We start from the raw sequence: 20,968 nt of genomic DNA, 5'->3' as shown, positions 1-20,968 counted from the left end.
ATCACTTTTTAAAAAAAGTGTCCATGAAACTGCTCTTTAGTATTAAACTTAAAGGGATAATTTACTTTTTATATAACATTTCTACGTGAGGGATATCATCTTCTAAGTACTCCTCTGATACTTGTTTAAAGCCAAGACTTTCATAAAATCCTTTTATATAAACTTGGCCAGATAATCTAATTTCATTAGAATTAAGTTTCTCTTCTATAAACTTAATAGCTTCTAACATGATTTTTCTACTTAGACCTTTGTTTCTATGAGTCTCCTTAACTAATACTCTTCCAATAGATATCTCATCATAAGAGATTCCCTTATTAACTATTCGCAAATATCCTACTACTTCATTTCCTTCTTCTACATACAAGTGATATGAATCATAGTCTTTATTATCACAATCTTGATAAATACAAGTTTGTTCTACTACGAATACTTCATTCCTTACTCTTAAAATCTTATACAACTCTTCTGTGGTTAATTCATTAAATTTCTTTATTTTAATTTTCATAGCCTACCTCCATAAAATAAATTTAACTAATCTTCTTCCCATTGTCTAGTCCTTGCTACAGCCTTTTCCCATCCAGCATAAAGTTTCTCTGAAGTCTCTTTATCGCAGTTTGGCGTGTAGGTCTTACTAGCAAACCACTTCTCTGCAATTTCTTCTTTACTCTTCCAAAAACCTACTGCAAGTCCAGCTAAATATGCAGCCCCTAAGGCCGTAGTTTCAGATATTATTGGTCTAGTAACTTCTTGACATATGATATCTGATTGGAATTGCATCAAAAATCCATTTCTACTTGCTCCTCCATCTACCTTTAGCTTTTCAATTCTATAGCCAGCATCCTCAGACATGGCATCAATAACAGCCTTTGATTGATAGGCTATAGACTCTAAGGCGGCTCTTATAATATGATTTCTATTAGCTCCACGGGTTAATCCAAAGATAGCTCCCCTTGCATACATGTCCCAGTATGGTGCTCCAAGTCCTACAAAAGCAGGAACTACATATACTCCCCCATTATCCTCTACCTTATTAGCAAAGTACTCGGTATCCACAGCATCAGTTATCATTCTTAATTCATCTCTAAGCCATTGGATAACTGCTCCTCCAACAAAAACAGAACCTTCAAGAGCATACTGAACCTTTCCATCTATACCTATGGCAATAGTAGTTATTAATCCATTTTTACTTCTAATTATCTCATCACCTGTATTCATTAATAAGAAGCATCCTGTACCATAAGTATTTTTAGCACTTCCTTTTTCAAAACACGCCTGACCAAATAAAGCTGCCTGTTGATCTCCTGCTATCCCAGCTATAGGAACTCTAATTCCCCCATTTCCACCTAAGTTAGTGTGACCATATACCTCTGAGGAATTTTTAACTTCAGGTAACATAGATTTAGGAATCTGTAATATATCTAATATTGTTTCATCCCACTTTAATTTCTTAATGTTATATAGCATAGTCCTTGAAGCATTAGTATAATCTGTAACATGAACTCTTCCATTGGTAAGCTTCCATACTAACCAAGTATCTACAGTTCCAAATAAAAGTTCTCCTCTTTCAGCCTTTTCTCTAGCTCCATCCACATTATCTAAAATCCATTTAATCTTTGTTCCTGAAAAATATGCATCAATTAATAATCCTGTATTTTCTTTTATATATTCACTAAATCCTTGATTTACTAACTCATCACATATATGAGCTGTTCTTCTACATTGCCATACAATTGCATTATATATTGGCATCCCTGTGTTTTTATCCCATACAATAGTAGTTTCCCTCTGATTAGTTATTCCAATAGCAGCTACATCCTTTTGTGATATATTACACTTTGCCATAACCTCTTGAAGCATAGAGTACTGACTACTCCATATCTCCATAGGATCATGTTCTACCCATCCTTCCTTAGGATATATTTGTGTGAATTCCTTTTGACTCACTCCTAATATGTTTTGTTCCTTATCAAAAATTATAGCTCTAGAACTTGTAGTTCCTTGATCTAATGCAATTATATAATCTGCCATTTTAATCCTCCATCCATAAATTACTTAAATATCTATGTTTAAAATTATTCTTATCAATAATAAAAAGGCACATAAAACTAGCATTCTAGTCTTATGTAGCCTCTCTCATCACTCTTAGCCTACATAGCCCAAATTTCTTCTTTTGTAGTAGATACACAGGTTGCTCCTGATTTTAAAGCTGTTATTATTTCTTCCTTACTTTCAATAAGTCCTCCAGCGACTATAGGTTTATTAGACTTTTCTGCAAGTTTTTCTATAACCTTTGGTATAACCCCTGGTAATATCTCTATAGCATCACAGGCCTCTCCTAGATGCTTTATTGCATTATTTAGTGAAAGAGTATCAAAGATAAATACTCTCTGTATTGCTAATAAGTCATAAGCCTTGGCATATTTAATTACCTGAGGTTTTGTACTTATTACGCCTTTAAACTGAGTTTCTTTCTTTAAGTACTTTATTCCAACTTCTCTATTAGTAATACCATCTACTAAATCAATATGAACTATACCTATCTTATTTTTAGAATTTATCTTTTCACTTATTTCTTTAATATTAAGTATATCACCAAATAGGACAAATATTACCTGAACATCTGAATCTAGTACTATATCTAGTTCACTCTCATTCTTAACTGCTGCTATTATAGGATTTTCCTCTAATAACTTTATTAAATCCATACTTAACTCCCTTTCGGAACTGTTTTAACATGTTTTTTTAATTATTACATGTTTAAATTTTTTTGTCAATTCAGCTAAAATTTAATTTTGATAGCCTCAGAAATTATAATTAAAGTCATCATCAATTAATTATATTCATCATTAAGTGGTTCTGTTGCTTTAGAGTTTCTTATACAAACGATATATTGAAAAAAATCTAACATGCTTGCTTCTAGCTCTTCTAGATTATTATTAGTATAATACATTGGTGCTTCAGAAAAAGGTGTATTCTCACCCGTTAATTTATAAATATTCAAATTTCCTTCTAATAAATCATTAGTTTCCTTGATTTGCGGATAAACAAATTTCAACTCATTAGTTGGATAAATACCAACTGCTGATGTACCCATTCCCTCACAACTATCATAATTATATATCACTGTCAAAATCTTATCTTTAAATATTGAGTCATCAGAATTTAAATATGCAGCAAACCACATTTTATCTTTTTCTTTACTTTGAAATGTATGGTTAAGCCCCCACTGTCCATAATACTTCCCCTTAGGCAATTCCTTTTGAAGAATTTGAAAATTTTCATATATCATTTTATCTCTAGTGTTATTCCAATCAACATTACCCTCCTCCTTATGCTTATAAGCTTCTATTCGATTTAACACGTTCAAATTTACAAGGGTAAAACTAGTGAATTTTTCTCCAAGATACTCTTTGTATATACTTTCCTTCTCTTTAATATCATTTTGCAATTCCTTTGAACATTGAGCGAAAGCTTCATCAAATTTATCTAAATCCTTAAATGTACTTTTAATTTTATCTATTACTGTTTTTATTTCTTCAGGTGCTTCTTTATCAGGTAAAACATCTACTAAAAACTTATAAGCATTAATTGGTTGATGTTCTATATCCACACCTATAACCTCTATTCTGCTCTCTTTAGGTAGAGTATTATTATACTCATATAACTTCTTCCAATGGTTATAACCATCTTTATTCCATCCAAAGGTTCCTTTTAATGGCTTATATATCTCTTCTAATATTTTTATATCCCCAGTATCTAAATACTTATTTATAAAATAAGCATCGCTATAGGGAAGTTCACATAAATAGTATTTAAAATCTGTTTTTTCTTTAAAATATTTTAAGAATTTCGTGTTTAACTGTTCATTAGCCTTAGTCCCATGAAGCTCTGCAGTTAAAAAGATTTCCTTTCCCTCTATATCTGAATCCATAATGGCTAAATCTTTAAATTCACTTTCATCCTCTAAATCTATAGCACTATAGTTTTCTTTTAAATACTCTTGCATGATTTTTCTATTCTCAGGTGATTGTTCTAAACTTTTATCAGAGAATTCAATTGAATGCTCCTCTTTCTTACATCCAGTTAATAATATACCTAGTATTAAGAAAATTGGTAGTAATCTTAGACTAATCCTTTTCATAAAATGTTCCACCCCTTCAGTATAACAATTTAATAAGTAATATATAATCGTTAATAAACGTATACATTTTAAGCTTAATAGGTTGTTAGGATAAATAATTATACCTTGCCTACTAACACTGGCCAATAATCTAATAGAGCATGTACTAAAATAGGAACTATCAAAGAATTACTCTTTTTATATAATAAAACAAATATTGCTCCAACGGCAGTATATCCTCCAAAGGTTGAGATAATAGCACTGAAAGATTGGATACCTGAATAGCTATTTACAGCAATTGGAATTGCAGCATGCATAGCACCCCACATCATCCCACTGATTATTATGGCTAAATAGGCAGGTAGCTCTTTATCTAATTCTGTAAATAAGTATCCCCTAAAAATAAATTCTTCTGAAAATCCTACAACAATTAGAAAAAAGAACGGTTTATATATACCTGCTAGTGAGAAATCACCTTTGATAAAAAATATTCCTATATAAATTGCAAATAAAATACAAGCAACTATTTTGCCATTTCTCGTTGTTCCAGTTATATTTAATGATTGTTTTTTCCTAAGCATAATTAACATAATAATTATTACAATAAGTAAGTTAGCTAGAAAATCACCTAATAATTGTATCCCAACATTTGATATAGTTATGTTTTTAACACCTATAAGTAAATCATTATTATAGAAGTATTTTACTAGGAAAAAGAAATACACCATATATATACCTATAAGAGTTATGGGATATATAATTTTTTTATTATTTTTCATCTAAAGTCTCCCCTTTTTATGTATTTTATAATTTAAGTTGGCTCAATTTCAATGTTGTCAGTTAAAAATAGTACATAAATTTAAGTTACAGCTTAAGTTGAATTTTTACCATGGCATGACTTAAATTTATATGAGATTCAATTACTAGATCTAAATTGCTAAATCCCACATCTGTCTGTTATGGATTTTAAATTACCAACTCTTATAAATTTAAATATATTTTTTATTAAAAAGTATAATTTTATAAATTAAGTATATGGCTTCCATATAAGAATAGTCAAGGCATCCTCTCATTAACTTCCCTGTGCAATTTTTTCTTATACCCCTTCCCTTATCCTTAGCTTCTTGTCTTCCACATTTACGATATTCCATTGCATTTGAATCTTTTATACAACTAGGATTAAGCCTTTTAGATAAAAACTACATTGTAATGTGTATATCTTTTTTATTAGTAACCCATCAATCTCAAAGACCATAGGCTACACCTTTAGATATATGTTATGTTATTTTTTCAACAATAGTAATAAATAACTCTCACTAAAATATATTTATCCCCATATTATATATGGTAAAAATTTTTAAGGAGATATGCTATGGAAGCTAAGAATATATATAAAGCAGATTTACCTTATCCAGAAATAGGTTGCACGGATAAAAATAAATCTTATGTACACTTAATACAACTTAACTATGCTGGTGCTATTTCAGAACTAACCTCTGTAAATCAATATATATATCACAGCCTAGCTATGTCTGAAAAATTTGAAGATGTATCCCATTGCTTAAAGGATATAGCTAGGGTAGAACTGGAGCACCTAGAAATCTTGGGGAAACTTATCATAGCTCTTGGTGGAAATCCTAGATTTGAAATTAATAAAGGACATTGGTCACCTAAATTTATTGAATATGGCTCAAATCTAGCCTCCATGCTTCGTGAAGATATAGACGGTGAAAAAGCTACCATTAGACAATATAAAGAAACTATAAAATTAATTAAAGATGAAAAGGTAAAGGAAATACTTGAAAGAATAGTAAAGGACGAAGAAGTTCACATTAAAACTTTAGTTATACTTTATAATGAAGTTTGTAGAAGAAGATAGGCTCCTGCTCTGAATTTAAAAGAGCCTATTACAGAATGTATATAATCACTCTGTAATAGGTTCTTTTTCATTAATCAAAATACTCTTCTTTTTAATTTCAGCTTATGCTAACCCTATTGCTAGAAAAACAAAATATAGTAATATCAAAACAATTGTATTATTACCAATAAAAATATCCAAGATACTTACTATTATGCAATATAATCCACCATAATTAAATATTTTTTTGGATATCTCCTCATGTTTTTTCTTACTTATATTTTTATATCCATTTATGTACAACAATTTAACAATTTTTGTAGACATATAAAAAATATTACACCAAAAATTATAAGAAATATTTTAATTCCTATAACCATTTTATTCCTCAGTCTAAAATAATATTAATTTCTATTCATTTTCATTAGAATAATATTTGCAAAATAATTAATGTATTTTGCAAATATCAATGAAGTACCTACTGAAAATAATGCAATACCAATAATCAATGTAATCTGTTTATCTCCTCCAATAAACCCTACAACAATACCAATTATGCCCAATAATATAAGTATTATTGAATAAATCATATATTTTTTAATGCTAGCCTCTTTTACCGCTTCTTTACTTTTAATTCTCAAAATAATAAAATGCGCAATACCACTAAGTGCTATATATAATATTAACATAATTGGCCATGACCATTGAAATTGTATTGCAATACCAACAGATATTATTCCTGGAAGTAATGCTTCAAATATAACTCTGATTACTTTCATGCTATCTCTCCTAGATTCTATAGTGTAAAATTGTTAAAATTTAGAGTTGTGTTTGGAAATAATGGGTTGCTGAATGTCTTATTAATCCCAGAATTTTTACTCTACATCCATTAATTAAAAATGCGAATATACATTTTCCAAAACTTCTGGAAAAGCACCTACTGTTTATTTCTTTATTACTGCTTTAGATATTTAGCAAATGCATCTATACTACACATAGTTTTGATTATTCCATTGAATAATTAGGGTAAAATTATATACGAACTTATAAGGGTGGAAATCAAAGAAAAAACAAGCATTGAAAGTACTAAAATTAGCTTTTTCCTAATATTCAATTTTGTTTTCTTTATCTTATATTTGTTCTTCTTATATTTAAAAAACTCTGGCAGACTAAGTATTATCAGTAATGTTATGTATGTTTGAACACCTAATACCCTAGCTTTCCATGGAGTAAAAATACAATTTTTAAGATAGCCAAAAATAGTCAAAGATAAAAAACAAATAAAGCAAAATAAATATACAATTGACATTATATTTTTAAAATACAATACTTCATTGAAAGCATCCTTATTAATATTATCACTATCACATAAGTGTATTGAAAACATAAGTTCATAAAAACAGTAGAAGGTAAAAAAACAAGTTAAAATTACAGTAAATCCTGATAAATAATTCATATTATGATTTTCATCCTCCACTTAATCTAATATAAATGAGTCTTTAAAATCACTAAAAGTCTTACCATATATGTAGTAATTTATATTACCAAAACATTATCTTATTCTTTATTACTAGAATATATTACATATGTTATCCCTAGTGACATCCCCAATGCAATTGAAAAGCTTTTAAGAAAATCTACTCCCCCCTGACTTAAATAAATAGTCAGAGCCTATACCAATAATAAAAAAAATCACTAATAACTTTATAAACACAATGATTTTTTTCTTTCACAATTTTATACTCCACTTCATACATAATATTTACTATACTAACTATTTTATTGTTTATAGCTCTATAAATGAAATAAAATATCTATTACCTCTTTAATAATTCCACAACGGCAACTTCTATAAATTCCAATTCCTAACGCTATGGCTCCAACTATTGTTAAAGTTGTTCCTAAAGTAGCACTTACCCCATCTTGAAATGCAAAATAAAAACATCCTATTCCTATGAATATAAACACTAAACAAGCCAGTACTTTTTTCATAATACATACCTCACAAATAAATATATGATTTCACTTATAATATATAAACTCCTTAGATTAACTAAATTTGTGAAATTATCATAATGTAATAATAATATTATAAGACATGAGGTTATATATTATATGAATAAAAAAAGTCAGAAAAGAACTAGACTTAAATACTAATATTTAATAAATAAAAATATTCAAAAAACCCACAAACCCCCACGGTGCCAACAACTAGTTATATAGTTACCTAGGATCATATTTAACTAGTTTCCTATATAAAATTTTGTATATTTAAATAGTTTAATTTTCTTTAATCTTCTCTCGTTGTACGAAAAATGAAGATATTATACTTGTTAACATTCCAACTACAAAAATACCAACGAGTAATCCTGGTACTGGTTTCTGGAATACAACAAATAATAACATTATTGTCAAGACTGTTATTTCTATAGAAAGACCTAACCACATTACTTTTTTCATTATCTTTTTTCCTCCTTTCAAAGGCTAAACTACTAAAATTGAGTTTTTTCTAATATTAAATTTTGTTTTCTTAATTTTATTTTTTATTATCTATACCTAAACAGATAACCCAAAATATTACATATAAAACTGTGAAAAGCCCTATTATTGTAGTACGCATAGTATCTGTAAATGCAGAATTTGAACATACATAAGCCAACACACTATTTCCAAATACTACTGCAACTAAATGCTCTGTACTATCTGTTTTCTTACCATTTTTTAAATGCTTTTTTTATAGAAAATTTGTGATAATAACACAATAATATATGGGATTAACATGATTATTACTAAATCCATGCTTATAACTCCTTTATACATAATTTTAATCATTATAAAACATAAAGCAGAGAAAACGGATTTCTTGTAAGTTTCAAATTAAACAATCCTTAACCTCCGACATATCTAGCTAAACTACTAAATCTATCTCCACTTAAAGGGTATTGATTTTAATAACCACATTGTAACCTATAATCAGCTTATTTTATAGAAAAATGCACAAAACGGTATATTCTGTGCATGAAATTCCAATTAAATAACAAAATTGGTGAACAAATAATCTTATTCTGCTACGTAGTCTTCAACAGCTTGAATTATACCTTCTCCCTTTATAGATAATGGAGCTATTACACACTTGTCCTTACTAAAGATAATTTGATAGTTTTCAAATTCGTATATCTTATTACCATTTTCTTCATTTACTAGTTCTAAATGTTTAGTCATATCTTTTAATGATATCTTACCCTTTTCAAATGCATCTTTTATTTCTATTCGATTTGCAAAAAAATCAATAAAATATGCTTCTTCTAATTTATAGGTATATATCTTATAATCATCATAATCTCCAATAAAATCGATACTTTCATTCTCTTCTATACTCATATGCAAATAATTGCCTACGCCTTTATTATTATACTGCTGATGATATGCCGAGGTTAGTGTTATAACTAATCCTGCAAATAACAATGCACATATAACTGCTATTGCAATCAATAACTTAACCATTGTTGAATATTTTTTCTTACATTTTTTAAAATAATGTACTTCCTTGGTATTGTTTTGCTTCTCTTTATCTGAAATAGACATAGGTTTTATCATTTGCTGAAATTCTTTATTACAATCTTTACACTCTTTTAGATGTTCTTCTATATCTCTGCATGTTTCATCACTTGTCAAATTATCAACATAACTTGGCAATAAATCTTTTACTATATAGCAATCTAATTTCATTTTGTTAGCTCTCCTTCCATTAACTTCTTTTTCCCCCTATAGAACATTACCCTTGCATAGTTCTCTGATTTCCCTATTATTTCACCTATTTCTGCAAAAGATAGATCACTAGAAATTCGTAAATAAATAACCTCTTTCATATTATCATCTAATTCCCGCAATTTCTTATAAAAGGCTAACTTATCAAATTTATTCATAACCTCAGAATTTAGATCATAAGAATCCATTATATCTATTTTTATTTCTTCCATTGAAATAGTTTCATATTTCTTATTCTTTTCAAGGTGTTTGTACCAAACATGTTTAGCAATCTGACAAAGCCATACAGAAGGCTTACAATCCCCACGATATTTATTAATAGTTTTCATAGCCTGATAAAAAGTTTCCTGTGTTAGCTCTTCTGCTAAATTATCATCATGTACCATAGATAATAAATAGTAATACACCTTTTTCCCATGGCTTTTATAGTACACTTCTATATCTTCCACATTTTCACCTCCTATTAGTAAGTCCGTAAAATATTAATTTCGTTACAAAAAAATTAGACGATAAATTCTAGTTCTTACTTTATCGTCTAATCTTTTACTTATAAGGATTATAAACTTACTGCTAATTAACCTTAATATCACTACTTTTTACCTTCATAGAGTTTTGTTCCTGGTAAGATTACCTTAAAACAGTCTTCTGCTCTAGAGTTTATAAAGGTCACATTTTTTTTGAAAGGCTTTTTTATCCTTCCAAATCCACCTTCATTGTTTAAAAATCTTTTATTTTCATCTAGTGTTACTAGTTTTTCATAAAGCCACATATTTCTTCTATTATAGTTAATTCTTTTTCCTGTGGAATTGTTCTGTATCATTTGTCCTGGGCTATTAACTATTGTACTATTTCTAGATATCACCACTTCTATAACTCTATCTATGGAAGAATACTCCCTATAAAGCACTGCATTGTTTATTGCCTCAACTATAGCTCCTATAGGATAATTCTTAGGTAATATTTTTCTTAATATATCTTCGCTTTTATCTATCATAGATAAGAGATTACCTTGTACAACATTTACTCGGTCTTTTCCCTTACCTAAATTATTAGTTATTCTAATCATGTTTTGAGGTATGCAAAGACTATTGTTATCAGAAAATACTAAAAGACCACCCAAGGTACATTTCTCTTCTCCAGTATCCTTATCTGTATATGATATTCCTGCACTTCTCATAAGAAATTTTTCATTAGAGCTATTAATAACTATACCTTTTTTATGAAAATAGTTTTTTACTATTTCCATATTTATAAGATTTATATCACTTCTCACCACTTGAGAAGTTTCAATAAAAAAGTCTAAATTCTCCTCAAAGGCTTCTACTAGTTCCTGTTTTCTCATAGTATCAGTGGTAGAGCCTCTTCTGATATAAAATGCTCCATTCTCCTTAAGTTGATATGGCTTTTGTTCTCCATCATATATTGTAATTATACAAATCCTTTTTTTACTTATATTATACTCATCTACAGAGATTGGGATTGGTGGCTCACATCTAGAAGATATTATTTGTTGTACTTGTTCTTCTGTGAAAACTTCACTTTCATCTAAGCCTATTAACTCTTTTGTTTTATCCTCAATACCTACAACTATATATCCTCTTCCACCCTTTGAATTAGCAATGGCACAAACATCCTTAGCTAGTTCCTTTTTACCACTTTCAAAATCTAAGGAAAGCTTTTGTTTAAAATCTAACTTTAATCCTTCTTGCCGTTTTATGATAGACAGTATTTTCTTAATATCCATGATCTCACCTCAATTCTCTATATTAATATAATATTAAAAAGGATCCATATATGACTTTATAAACAGATAAGATTTAAGGAATATATCTATTAATACTAACACTTATGGAGCTTAATTTTAATTATATCCTTTATAATATTAATAGCCTTCTCCTTACTATCATTATTATCTATAGTAATATGAGCATATTTTTTATAGAGCTTATACCTTTCTTTATGTAAGTCATATATCTTTTCTTTTCCTTCTTTTAAAAGAGGTCTATTTGATATATCTAAAGTTTCTATTATTTTTTCTGGTTTTCTGTCTATAAATATTATACATCCACTTTTCCCTAAAGCATCCATGTTATCTTTTCTCTTTATAACGCCACCCCCTGTAGCTATAAGAGTATTTTCTAGTTTAGAAACCTGTTTAACTGCTTCTGTTTCCCTATCTCTAAAGTATTCTTCACTAATGTTAAACATTTCCTTTATGGTCATATTGTTTTTTTCTTCTATATATTCATCTAAGTCAATAAAATTTATTTCTTCATCGTTACTAATTATATTACCTAGACATGTTTTTCCACATCCTGAAAGACCTATTAATATGATATTATTCAAAACTCTTCTCCCTTCTAGAATACCTATATATTATTCTACTGAAGCATCATATCTAAAATAGCAATGGCAGTGACACACTCCACCACTGGCACTGCTCTTTGTACTATACAAGGATCATGTCTTCCCTTAATTTCTAAAATATCATCAGTTTTCGTATCCATATTTACAGTTTTCTGTGGTAAAGCTATAGATGGCGTTGGTTTAAATGCTACTGAAAATGTAACTGGCATTCCACTAGTAATTCCACCTAGAATCCCCCCATTATTATTAGAATAGGTTTTTATGTCCTCACCTTCAATATAGTACTGGTCATTTGCCTCACTACCTCTTAGTGTTGAGATGTTAAATCCTTCTCCAAACTCTACTCCCTTAACTGCTGGAATAGAAAAAAGCATATGGGATAATACACTTTCTACTGAGTGAAACATTGGACTTCCAAGTCCTACTGGTAGGTTAATAACAGCTCCTTCTATAACACCTCCAATAGAATCTCCTAAAGCTTTAACCGCTAAAATTTCTTCTTTCATTTCTTCGGAAATAATCTTATTTAAGGTAGGAAATCTATCCTTCCTCAATTCTTGTAATAATTCTTTTCTTATATTTACTTTGTCAAAGCCATGATCTTTTATCTTTCCAATAGACTTTATATGTGCACCTATATACACATCATATTCATTTAAAATATCCTTACATATTGCTCCTACAAAGACTAAAAGAGCTGTGAGCCTACCAGAAAAATGTCCACCACCTCTATAGTCATTATACCCTTCATATTTAATCATGGCTGGGTAATCACAGTGACTTGGTCTTAGCTTTACCTTAAGCTCTGAATAATCCCTAGATTTAGTATTGTTATTTTCAATTATGGCTGATAGTGGTGCCCCTGTAGTTCTTTCTTCAAAAATTCCGCTTAAAACCTTAGGTATATCTTTTTCTATTCTAGAAGTAGACAATGAATCTTGACCTGGTGCTCTTCTTCTCATTTCTTCATGAACAAAGTCAAAATTTATCCTATGACCTGCTGGCAACCCATCAATTATAACTCCTATGGTATCACCATGGGATTCCCCAAAAACTGATACTTTTATTTTATTTCCTATAATTGAACTCATCACCTTCACCCCCTAATTTAAAATAATCCTTAAAGAAATTAGGATAAGACTTCTCTACGGCACTAGGATTATTTATGATTACATCACCATTAGCTCTTGTGGCTGCTATGGCCAAGGCCATTACTATTCTATGATCATTGTGAGAATCAACTTCTCCACCCTTTAATTCATTAACACCTGATATTATTAAAGAATCTTCTAACTCTATTATATTTGCTCCTAGTTTATTTAACTCTTTAGTTATAGCATGTAGTCTATCACACTCTTTAATTCTAAGTCTTTTAGCATTTACTATTTTAGTTTCCCCCTCTGAAAGGCTAGCAAGCACCGTAAGAACTGGAACTAAATCGGGACAATTAGAGGCATCTATTTCTATGCCCTTAGTCTTAGAAGGTTTTACTTTTATACCTTCTTCACTTTCTTCCACATTACATCCCATAGCTTCTAAAATATCTAATATGACCTTATCTCCTTGAAGAGAATCCTTATTTAGACCAGAACATACTATAGAAGAACCCAATGCCCCTGCTACTAAAAAAAAGGCTCCCTGAGAATAATCTCCCTCTACATAATAGTTTCTACTATTATATTTTTGGGCTCCTCTAATATTAAACTCTTTATAATTATTATTTTCTATCTCTATGCCAAAATCCTTTAAAGTATCTAAAGTAAGATCTATATATCCCTTAGATTCTAGTTTTGTAGTTATCTGAATTCTAGAATTCCCCTCTAAAATGGGAAGAGAAAACAGTAGCCCTGTTATAAATTGTGAGCTTATATCTCCCCTTACTCTATATGTACCACTAGTAAGTTTTCCGCTTACCTTCAAAGGTAAACCGTCCTCTTCCCTTGAATATTTTATACCCTTTTCTTCAAAGATTTCATAATATGGTTCTAGTGGTCTTGAAATTAACTTTCCTTCTCCATGAAATATATAGTCACCATCTTTGGTTAAAGCTAGTGGAATTAGAAATCTTAGAGTTGAGCCAGATTCTCTGCATCTTAAATCTAGTTTCTTTTCATAGGAAAACATCTTTCTTCCATCAATATATAAGTTTTGATCTTCAATATTAACAACTGCTCCAAGCTCCTTCATTATCTCCATAGTAGCTTCAATATCCTTAGAAAGTTGTATATTATCCACCCTAGATATCCCTCTACTTAGAGCAGCTGCAATTATCCCCCTATGCCCTAAACTTTTAGAAGAAGGAACAACTATATTCCCTTTAAGTAACTTGGGTTTTATTATAATTTTATCCATAGCTTTTCCTCCTAAATAAATTTTTCTAATTCTTCATGAGTAACCTTATGAAGAAAAACCTTACCTATGTCTTCAATAAGAATAAGGTTTATAAAATCTCCTATTGTCTTTTTATCTACTGAAATAGCATTAATAATATCTTCCCTGGTCTTTACTTGGAAATCATAGGGCAAGTTAAATTTATCTAGTAGACTTTTTATTCTGTTAGCAACTCCATCCTTACATATATTTAACTCCTCACATCTAAGGGCTATAGAGTACATCCCTATAGCTACAGCTTCTCCATGAGAAACACCCTTATAATTTTCAAGCTTTTCTATAGCATGGCCTATGGTGTGACCAAAATTTAAAATCATCCTCTCTCCTTTGTCCTTTTCATCCTGCTCTACTACCTGTTTTTTTATACTACAGCATTTATATATTATATCTTCTATATATTCAAATAAAGCTTCATAGCTTTCTATACTTTCAAACTTTTCAAAGAGCTCTTTCTCCTTTATTAATCCATATTTTATAGCTTCACCTAATCCATCATTTACATATCTCTTTTCTAAGGTTTTAAGCACCTGAGGATCAATATATACTGCCCTAGGATGATAAAAATTACCTATTAAGTTTTTTCCCCTAGGTAAATCTATAGCAACCTTACCTCCTATAGATGAATCGATTTGGGCAAGTAGTGATGTTGGAACTTGAACAAATGGAATTCCCCTTAAAAGAGTAGCTGCGCAAAAGCCTGCTAAATCTCCAATGACTCCTCCCCCTAAAGCTATAATTAAATTTCCCCTATTTAGCTTAAAATCTAAAAGTTCATTATATAGCTTCATTAAAGATTCTATTGATTTACTCCTTTCACCAGGTTTCAAAACCACCTTTAAAACTTTAAAATCATTATCCTCTAAAGACTTTTTAACTATATCTCCATAAAATTTATCTACATTTTCATCAGTAATTAAAGCTATTTTATTTCCTTCATATATATTTGAAATCTCTTCACCTATACTGTTTATAATTCCTGATTTAATGAGAATTTCATATTGATTATTGAGAAGGTTTATTTGTAAATTTCTCATAATTATCTTCCTTAAATCCCACTAATACTTTATCTCCATCTATAAGTATAGGTCTCTTTACTAACATTCCATTAGTAGAAAGAAGTTCTATGGCTTCATCCTTTGACATGTCTTTAATCTTATCCTTTAAATTCATTTCCTTATAAAGCTTTCCTGAGGTATTGAAGAATTTCTTAATCTCAAGTCCACTTTTGTCAAGCCATAAATCTAACTCTTCCTTCGTTGGGTTATTCTCCACTATATGTCTATCCTGAAATTCTATGTTATTTTCAACAAGAAATTTTTTTGCCTTAATGCATGTAGTACACTTTGGATACTGAATAAATAATATGCTCATATATGTTCTCTCCTTTTATTTTAAATAGTTACTTACTGTTATTATAAAATATTTATTACTAATTATTATACATTAATGAATTATATTTTCACATATGAATTCATTAATAGAAACCTATGTATTAAATTACTCCTTTTATATTATATATATTGTGAATTAATATATATAGTGTAAAATATAATATAATGTTACATATACATTACTGTGTATATTTTATAATTTTAATTGGGGGATTCTTATGAAATTTTTTAACACACATTCCGTTATGATTGAGGAAGCAAAAAAAGCTAAACTGAAACACAATCCATTTCTCAACTTACTTATATCCTTAGTTCTTATTTTAGTAAGTCAATTTATACTTGTGATTCCTATGGCAATAATAGGTTTTATAAGTGTGATTAAATCCAATGGATTATCTATGACCATAGATAATGAAACTTTAACTCTTATAAATTTATTTGGTACTGGATTTTTAATTATACTCTGTATTTTATATTGCAAGTTTAGTGAAAAAAGAAATCTTCGCTCCATGGGGTTAATAAAAAAAGGTGCTTTTAAAGAATATGTCATTGGATTAATAGTAGGGCTTGTTATGTTTAGTGCTGTTGTATTGATTCTAATGATTTCTGGACACTTATCCTTTGTTAAGGTTACTCTGTCTTCTCTTCCTCTAATTATTATTTTCTTTATTGGTTTTATGATACAAGGTGCCAGTGAAGAATTTCTATGTAGAGGCTTTTTATTAACTTCAATTGCTGCTAAAAATGGAATTATTCTCGGTATTATTTTGAACTCCTGTTTATTTGGGTTTCTCCACATTTTTAATTCAGGATTTTCTATACTACCAATGATTAATATTATTTTAGTTGGTATATTCTTTTCCGTTTATGCCTATCGTACAGATAATATTATTGGAGTATGTGCAATTCATACCATGTGGAACTTTGCTCAAGGTAATATATATGGAATTCTTGTTAGTGGAATGAACATAGGACCTTCTATTTTGAAAGTTAATAGTTTTAGTGACTCTTTACTATCTGGTGGTAACTTCGGAGCTGAGGGTGGTCTTGCTTGTACAATTGTATTAATTATATCTACATTGCTTGTGGTGTTTATTCCCAAAAAATCTATTTCTACATCACCAAGTGAATCATATTAAATTATATTATATTATAAGGAGGCTTTTATGGAGACTTTATTTGCTTTTATTCCTATGTTAATTATTTTACCCATAATTTTATTGTTTTGGGGTTTAGGTATTTATGCACTGGTACTTATCATTAAAGCTTTAAAAATTTATATTAATAAAAACTCATAATGTATCTAAATTATAGAAGACCATATCATAACTATGAAATGGTCTTCTAATTTTTTATTCTTGAGTTGATAACTTCTTATAGTTATTATATCTTTCCATAGCATCTGCTTCTGTCTTTGCAAATAATTCCTCTGCTACTTCTGGAAATACCTTGGCTAAAGATGCATACCTAACCTCACCTAATAAGTAGTCTTTAAAGCTTCCATTTGGTGCTTTTGAATCTAAGGAGAATGGATTCTTAGTTCCTTTTAAATCTGGATTATATCTATATAAAGTCCAATATCCACACTCTACTGCTCTCTTCTGTTCTTCTTGTGAATAAGACATTCCAGCTTTAATACCATGATTAATACATGTAGAGTAAGCTATTATTAATGATGGTCCATCATAAGCTTCAGCTTCTGAAATAGCTTTTATAGTCTGATTTTTATCTGCTCCCATGGATACTTGAGCTACATATACATAACCATAGCTCATAGCCATCATTCCTAAATCCTTCTTCTTAGTTCGTTTTCCTGATGCTGCAAACTTAGCTACCGCAGCCGTTGGAGTTGATTTTGATGATTGACCTCCTGTATTAGAATAAACTTCTGTATCAAAGACTAATACATTTACATTTTCTCCTGATGCCAATACATGGTCAAGGCCACCATATCCTATATCATAAGCCCATCCATCTCCACCAAATAGCCATTGAGATCTCTTAACAAAGAATTCTTTATCTTCTAGTATCTTCTTAGCTATTTCACTATTTTCTTTCTGAAGAACTTGGGTTAACTTAGTTGCTCTATCTCTTGTACCTTCACTCTTATCTATGTTATCTAACCAATCCTGTAACACAGGCTTAGCTACCTCTGAGATATTGCCACTTAGAGCTTCTCTTATATTCTGTGCAATTCTTTCTCTTATGGTTTTAACAGCCATAAACATTCCAAAACCATACTCAGCATTATCTTCAAAGAGTGAGTTAGCCCATGCTGGTCCATAGCCTTCTTTATTAGGTCTATAGGCTGTTGAAGGTCCTCCAGCTGCCCAAATTGATGAACAACCAGTAGCATTAGCTACCATCATTCTATCTCCAAATAATTGAGTTACAAGTTTAGCATATGGAGTTTCTCCACATCCTGCACATGCACCTGAGAATTCAAGGAGAGGTTGCTCAAATTGACTACCCTTCACAGTATTTTTGTTCAATGGATTCTTCTTGTTTGCAACTTTTTCTACAACATAATTCCAGACTTCTATTTGATCATGTTGGCTATCCTGTGGTTTCATAACTAAAGCTTTTTCTTTAGCTGGACAAACCTCTGCACAGTTTCCACATCCAGTGCAATCTAAAGGCGTAACTCCTATATGGAAAAACATTGGAGCTTCTGTTTTAAGACCCTTGGCTTCTAGCAACTTCATATCCTTTGGAGCATTTTCTTTTTCTTTTTCATCTAATAGAAAGGCTCTAATAGTGGCATGTGGACATACATATGAACATTGGTTACATTGAATACAGTTCTCTGAAATCCACTGTGGTACATTTACTGCTATTCCTCTCTTCTCAAAGGCAGTAGTACCTGCCATGAAGGTACCATCATCTACTCCCTCTCTAACCAATGTAGAAACTGGAATATCATCTCCTTCCATCCTATTCATTGGTTCTACAATATCCTTAATAAATGCAGGATAATCCTTCATTATATCTAACTTATCATCCTTAGCATCCTTCCATTTACTTGAAACTTCTATTTTAGCTATAGAATTTATTCCTGAATCAATGGCAGCATGGTTCATATTTACAACTTTTTCACCCTTCTTACCATAGGAAGTTATAACTGCTTCTTTTAAATATTTTACTGCATCTTCAATAGGTATGATATCTGCTATCTTAAAGAAGGCAGCTTGCATTATCATATTTATTCTTCCACCTAACCCAATTTCTTGGGCTATTTTAACTGCATTTATGATGTAGAGCTCTATATTATTTTCTGATATATATCTTTTTAAGTCAGCTGGTAATCTATCTTCCAAATCTTTTTCTGTCCATTGAGTATTTAAAAGGAATTTTCCACCCTTCTTTAATCCTTGTAATAAGTTATAGCTATATACGTAGGATTGGTTATGGCAAGCAACAAAATCTGCCTTGTCAATGGTATAGTGAGATTTAATTGGTTTATTACCAAATCTTAAGTGAGAAACAGTTATTCCACCTGATTTCTTAGAATCATAAGAGAAATATCCTTGAGCATACATGTCTGTATGATCTCCAATAATCTTTATAGCACTCTTATTAGCTCCAACGGTACCGTCAGAACCTAATCCCCAGAACTTACACGAGGTTGTGCCTTCTGGCGTAGCATCTATATCCTCCTTTGGCATTAGTGATGAGTTTGTAACATCATCAATTATTCCTATGGTAAATCTATCCTTAGGTTTATCTTCTTTAAGATTTTCAAATACGGCAGCTATATGAGCTGGAATCGGATCCTTTGAACCAAGTCCAAATCTTCCACCTACTACTAATGGAGCATTTGCTTTTCCAAATAGTGCTCTTACTACATCTAGATAAAGAGGTTCCCCTATAGAACCTGGCTCCTTAGTTCTATCAAGTACTGCTATCTTCTTAACTGTACTTGGCATAGCTTTTATAAACTTCTCTATAGAGAAAGGTCTATAAAGTCTTACTTTTACAAGTCCTACCTTTTCTCCCTTATCTCTTAGATAATCTATAGTTTCCTCAACTACTTCAGATACAGAACCCATTGATATGATTATCCTATCCGCATCCGGTGCTCCATAGTAATCAAAACAGTGATATTCTCTTCCTGTTAGTTTTGTTATTTCACTCATATAATTTTCTACTACAGTAGGTATATCTTCATAGTATCTATTAAGTGATTCACACATTTGAAAATACAAATCAGGATTTTGAGCAGTTCCCCTTGTAACTGGATGATCTGGATTTAAAGCATTTTTTCTAAACTCATCAATAGCTTTATAGTCTACTAGTTTTGCAAGTTCCTCCTGCTCTATAACCTCAACCTTTTGTATTTCATGGGAAATTCTAAAGCCATCAAAGAAACTAAGAAATGGCATTCTAGCCTTTATAGCACTTAAATGTGCTACTGCTGCTAAATCCATAACCTCCTGAACAGAGCCTTCTGCAAGCATTGCAAATCCTGTTTGTCTTGTAGCCATAACATCTTGATGGTCACCAAATATACTTAAGGATGACGTAGTAAGAGCTCTAGCTGCAACATGTATAACTCCAGGTAATCTTTCTCCTACCATCCTATACATGTTAGGTATCATAAGTAATAGACCTTGTGATGCTGTATATGTAGATGATAGAGCTCCTGCTTGTAAGGAACCATGTAATGCTCCTGCTGCCCCCGCCTCAGATTGCATCTCTACTACTTTAACAGGATGACCAAATATATTTTTTCTCCCCTTAGCGGCCCATTCATCTACTAGCTCAGCCATAGGTGTAGATGGTGTAATTGGGAATATAGCAGCTACTTCTGTAAATGCATAGGATATATGTGCTGCTGCTGTATTACCATCCATAGTCTTCATTTTTCTCATGTTATTACCTCTTTTCTTACAGTTTAAATATATTGATATGAAGGTATTGAGACATATATCTAATGCCTCAATAGCCTTTTGTTACTTTGCTCTAAGTTATAAATCTTTAATTTTTACTCTTATACCATTTATATGTTGAGCTAAATAAGTGGATATTATGTATAGCATTAAAATTTATTAAAGACTTATTACTTAACTATAA

The 20,968-nt window shown here is 30.3% G+C and carries 20 protein-coding genes; 2 read left to right on the top strand and 18 right to left on the bottom strand.

What is annotated here, in order from left to right; all coding sequences use genetic code 11:
• Nucleotides 1-61: 61 nt before the first annotated feature.
• The 6 genes from B3B03_RS01550 to B3B03_RS01525 all read right to left on the bottom strand — a co-directional run bounded on the left by B3B03_RS01550 (nt 62) and on the right by B3B03_RS01525 (nt 5,271).
• Nucleotides 62-505 carry a GNAT family N-acetyltransferase gene (locus B3B03_RS01550; protein WP_346876318.1) on the bottom strand — a complete coding sequence of 148 codons (444 nt, stop codon included), beginning with the start codon at nt 503-505 and terminating at the stop codon, nt 62-64.
• Between the two features lie 26 nt (nt 506-531).
• The gene (glpK, locus tag B3B03_RS01545; protein ID WP_346876317.1) at nt 532-2,028 is read right to left on the bottom strand and encodes a glycerol kinase GlpK; all 1,497 of its coding nucleotides are present in this window, start codon (nt 2,026-2,028) and stop codon (nt 532-534) included.
• A gap of 119 nt (nt 2,029-2,147) precedes the next feature.
• A complete protein-coding gene (locus B3B03_RS01540) occupies nt 2,148-2,705 on the bottom strand; it encodes a glycerol-3-phosphate responsive antiterminator (protein ID WP_150845407.1) in 558 nt (185 codons plus the stop codon).
• A gap of 125 nt (nt 2,706-2,830) precedes the next feature.
• Nucleotides 2,831-4,141, bottom strand: coding sequence for a hypothetical protein (locus B3B03_RS01535; RefSeq protein ID WP_346876316.1), 1,311 nt, complete (start codon nt 4,139-4,141; stop codon nt 2,831-2,833).
• Between the two features lie 98 nt (nt 4,142-4,239).
• Entirely contained in the window at nt 4,240-4,899 is a 660-nt protein-coding gene (locus B3B03_RS01530; protein WP_346876315.1) for a CPBP family intramembrane glutamic endopeptidase, read from the bottom strand.
• A gap of 210 nt (nt 4,900-5,109) precedes the next feature.
• Complete coding sequence (locus B3B03_RS01525) at nt 5,110-5,271, bottom strand: hypothetical protein (protein WP_346876314.1); 162 nt, start codon at nt 5,269-5,271, stop codon at nt 5,110-5,112.
• Nucleotides 5,272-5,492: 221 nt separating this feature from the next.
• Here B3B03_RS01525 and B3B03_RS01520 point away from each other — a divergent pair, with 221 nt between their 5' ends.
• Entirely contained in the window at nt 5,493-5,999 is a 507-nt protein-coding gene (locus tag B3B03_RS01520; protein ID WP_346876313.1) for a ferritin-like domain-containing protein, read from the top strand.
• A gap of 383 nt (nt 6,000-6,382) precedes the next feature.
• Here the strand turns inward: B3B03_RS01520 and B3B03_RS01515 are convergent, their stop codons facing one another.
• The 11 genes from B3B03_RS01515 to B3B03_RS01465 all read right to left on the bottom strand — a co-directional run bounded on the left by B3B03_RS01515 (nt 6,383) and on the right by B3B03_RS01465 (nt 15,875).
• The gene (locus B3B03_RS01515) at nt 6,383-6,757 is read right to left on the bottom strand and encodes a hypothetical protein (RefSeq protein WP_346848754.1); all 375 of its coding nucleotides are present in this window, start codon (nt 6,755-6,757) and stop codon (nt 6,383-6,385) included.
• 1,015 nt (nt 6,758-7,772) lie between these two features.
• The gene (locus B3B03_RS01510; protein ID WP_346876312.1) at nt 7,773-7,970 is read right to left on the bottom strand and encodes a hypothetical protein; all 198 of its coding nucleotides are present in this window, start codon (nt 7,968-7,970) and stop codon (nt 7,773-7,775) included.
• Between the two features lie 288 nt (nt 7,971-8,258).
• Nucleotides 8,259-8,438 carry a hypothetical protein gene (locus B3B03_RS01505; protein WP_346848750.1) on the bottom strand — a complete coding sequence of 60 codons (180 nt, stop codon included), beginning with the start codon at nt 8,436-8,438 and terminating at the stop codon, nt 8,259-8,261.
• 600 nt (nt 8,439-9,038) lie between these two features.
• Entirely contained in the window at nt 9,039-9,707 is a 669-nt protein-coding gene (locus B3B03_RS01500) for a zf-HC2 domain-containing protein (RefSeq protein ID WP_346876311.1), read from the bottom strand.
• Nucleotides 9,704-10,195, bottom strand: coding sequence for a sigma-70 family RNA polymerase sigma factor (locus B3B03_RS01495; protein WP_346876310.1), 492 nt, complete (start codon nt 10,193-10,195; stop codon nt 9,704-9,706). Before B3B03_RS01495 ends, B3B03_RS01500 begins: the two co-directional genes overlap by 4 nt.
• A 140-nt stretch (nt 10,196-10,335) precedes the next feature.
• Nucleotides 10,336-11,490: a helix-turn-helix domain-containing protein gene (locus B3B03_RS01490; protein ID WP_346876309.1), complete on the bottom strand. Its 1,155-nt coding sequence runs from the start codon at nt 11,488-11,490 to the stop codon at nt 10,336-10,338.
• A gap of 95 nt (nt 11,491-11,585) precedes the next feature.
• Nucleotides 11,586-12,092 carry a shikimate kinase gene (locus tag B3B03_RS01485; RefSeq protein WP_346876308.1) on the bottom strand — a complete coding sequence of 169 codons (507 nt, stop codon included), beginning with the start codon at nt 12,090-12,092 and terminating at the stop codon, nt 11,586-11,588.
• Between the two features lie 35 nt (nt 12,093-12,127).
• A complete protein-coding gene (gene aroC, locus B3B03_RS01480; protein WP_346876307.1) occupies nt 12,128-13,204 on the bottom strand; it encodes a chorismate synthase in 1,077 nt (358 codons plus the stop codon).
• On the bottom strand, nt 13,182-14,465 hold the full coding sequence (gene aroA / locus B3B03_RS01475) for a 3-phosphoshikimate 1-carboxyvinyltransferase (RefSeq protein ID WP_346876306.1): 1,284 nt from the start codon (nt 14,463-14,465) through the stop codon (nt 13,182-13,184). Before aroA ends, aroC begins: the two co-directional genes overlap by 23 nt.
• 11 nt (nt 14,466-14,476) lie before the next feature.
• Nucleotides 14,477-15,538 carry a 3-dehydroquinate synthase gene (gene aroB / locus B3B03_RS01470; protein ID WP_346876305.1) on the bottom strand — a complete coding sequence of 354 codons (1,062 nt, stop codon included), beginning with the start codon at nt 15,536-15,538 and terminating at the stop codon, nt 14,477-14,479.
• Nucleotides 15,507-15,875: an arsenate reductase family protein gene (locus B3B03_RS01465; protein ID WP_346876304.1), complete on the bottom strand. Its 369-nt coding sequence runs from the start codon at nt 15,873-15,875 to the stop codon at nt 15,507-15,509. Before B3B03_RS01465 ends, aroB begins: the two co-directional genes overlap by 32 nt.
• Nucleotides 15,876-16,113: 238 nt before the next feature.
• Between B3B03_RS01465 and B3B03_RS01460 the strand changes: the two genes are divergently transcribed.
• Nucleotides 16,114-17,034 carry a type II CAAX endopeptidase family protein gene (locus tag B3B03_RS01460; RefSeq protein ID WP_346876303.1) on the top strand — a complete coding sequence of 307 codons (921 nt, stop codon included), beginning with the start codon at nt 16,114-16,116 and terminating at the stop codon, nt 17,032-17,034.
• Between the two features lie 213 nt (nt 17,035-17,247).
• Here the strand turns inward: B3B03_RS01460 and nifJ are convergent, their stop codons facing one another.
• Nucleotides 17,248-20,766, bottom strand: coding sequence for a pyruvate:ferredoxin (flavodoxin) oxidoreductase (gene nifJ, locus B3B03_RS01455; protein ID WP_346876302.1), 3,519 nt, complete (start codon nt 20,764-20,766; stop codon nt 17,248-17,250).
• Nucleotides 20,767-20,968 lie beyond the last annotated feature (202 nt).

Origin of the sequence: Clostridium sp. UBA5712, from assembly GCF_002419845.1 — a bacterium.
GTDB lineage: Bacteria > Bacillota > Clostridia > Clostridiales > Clostridiaceae > Clostridium_J > Clostridium_J sulfidigenes.
This window is presented reverse-complemented; position numbering and strand designations above follow the sequence as displayed.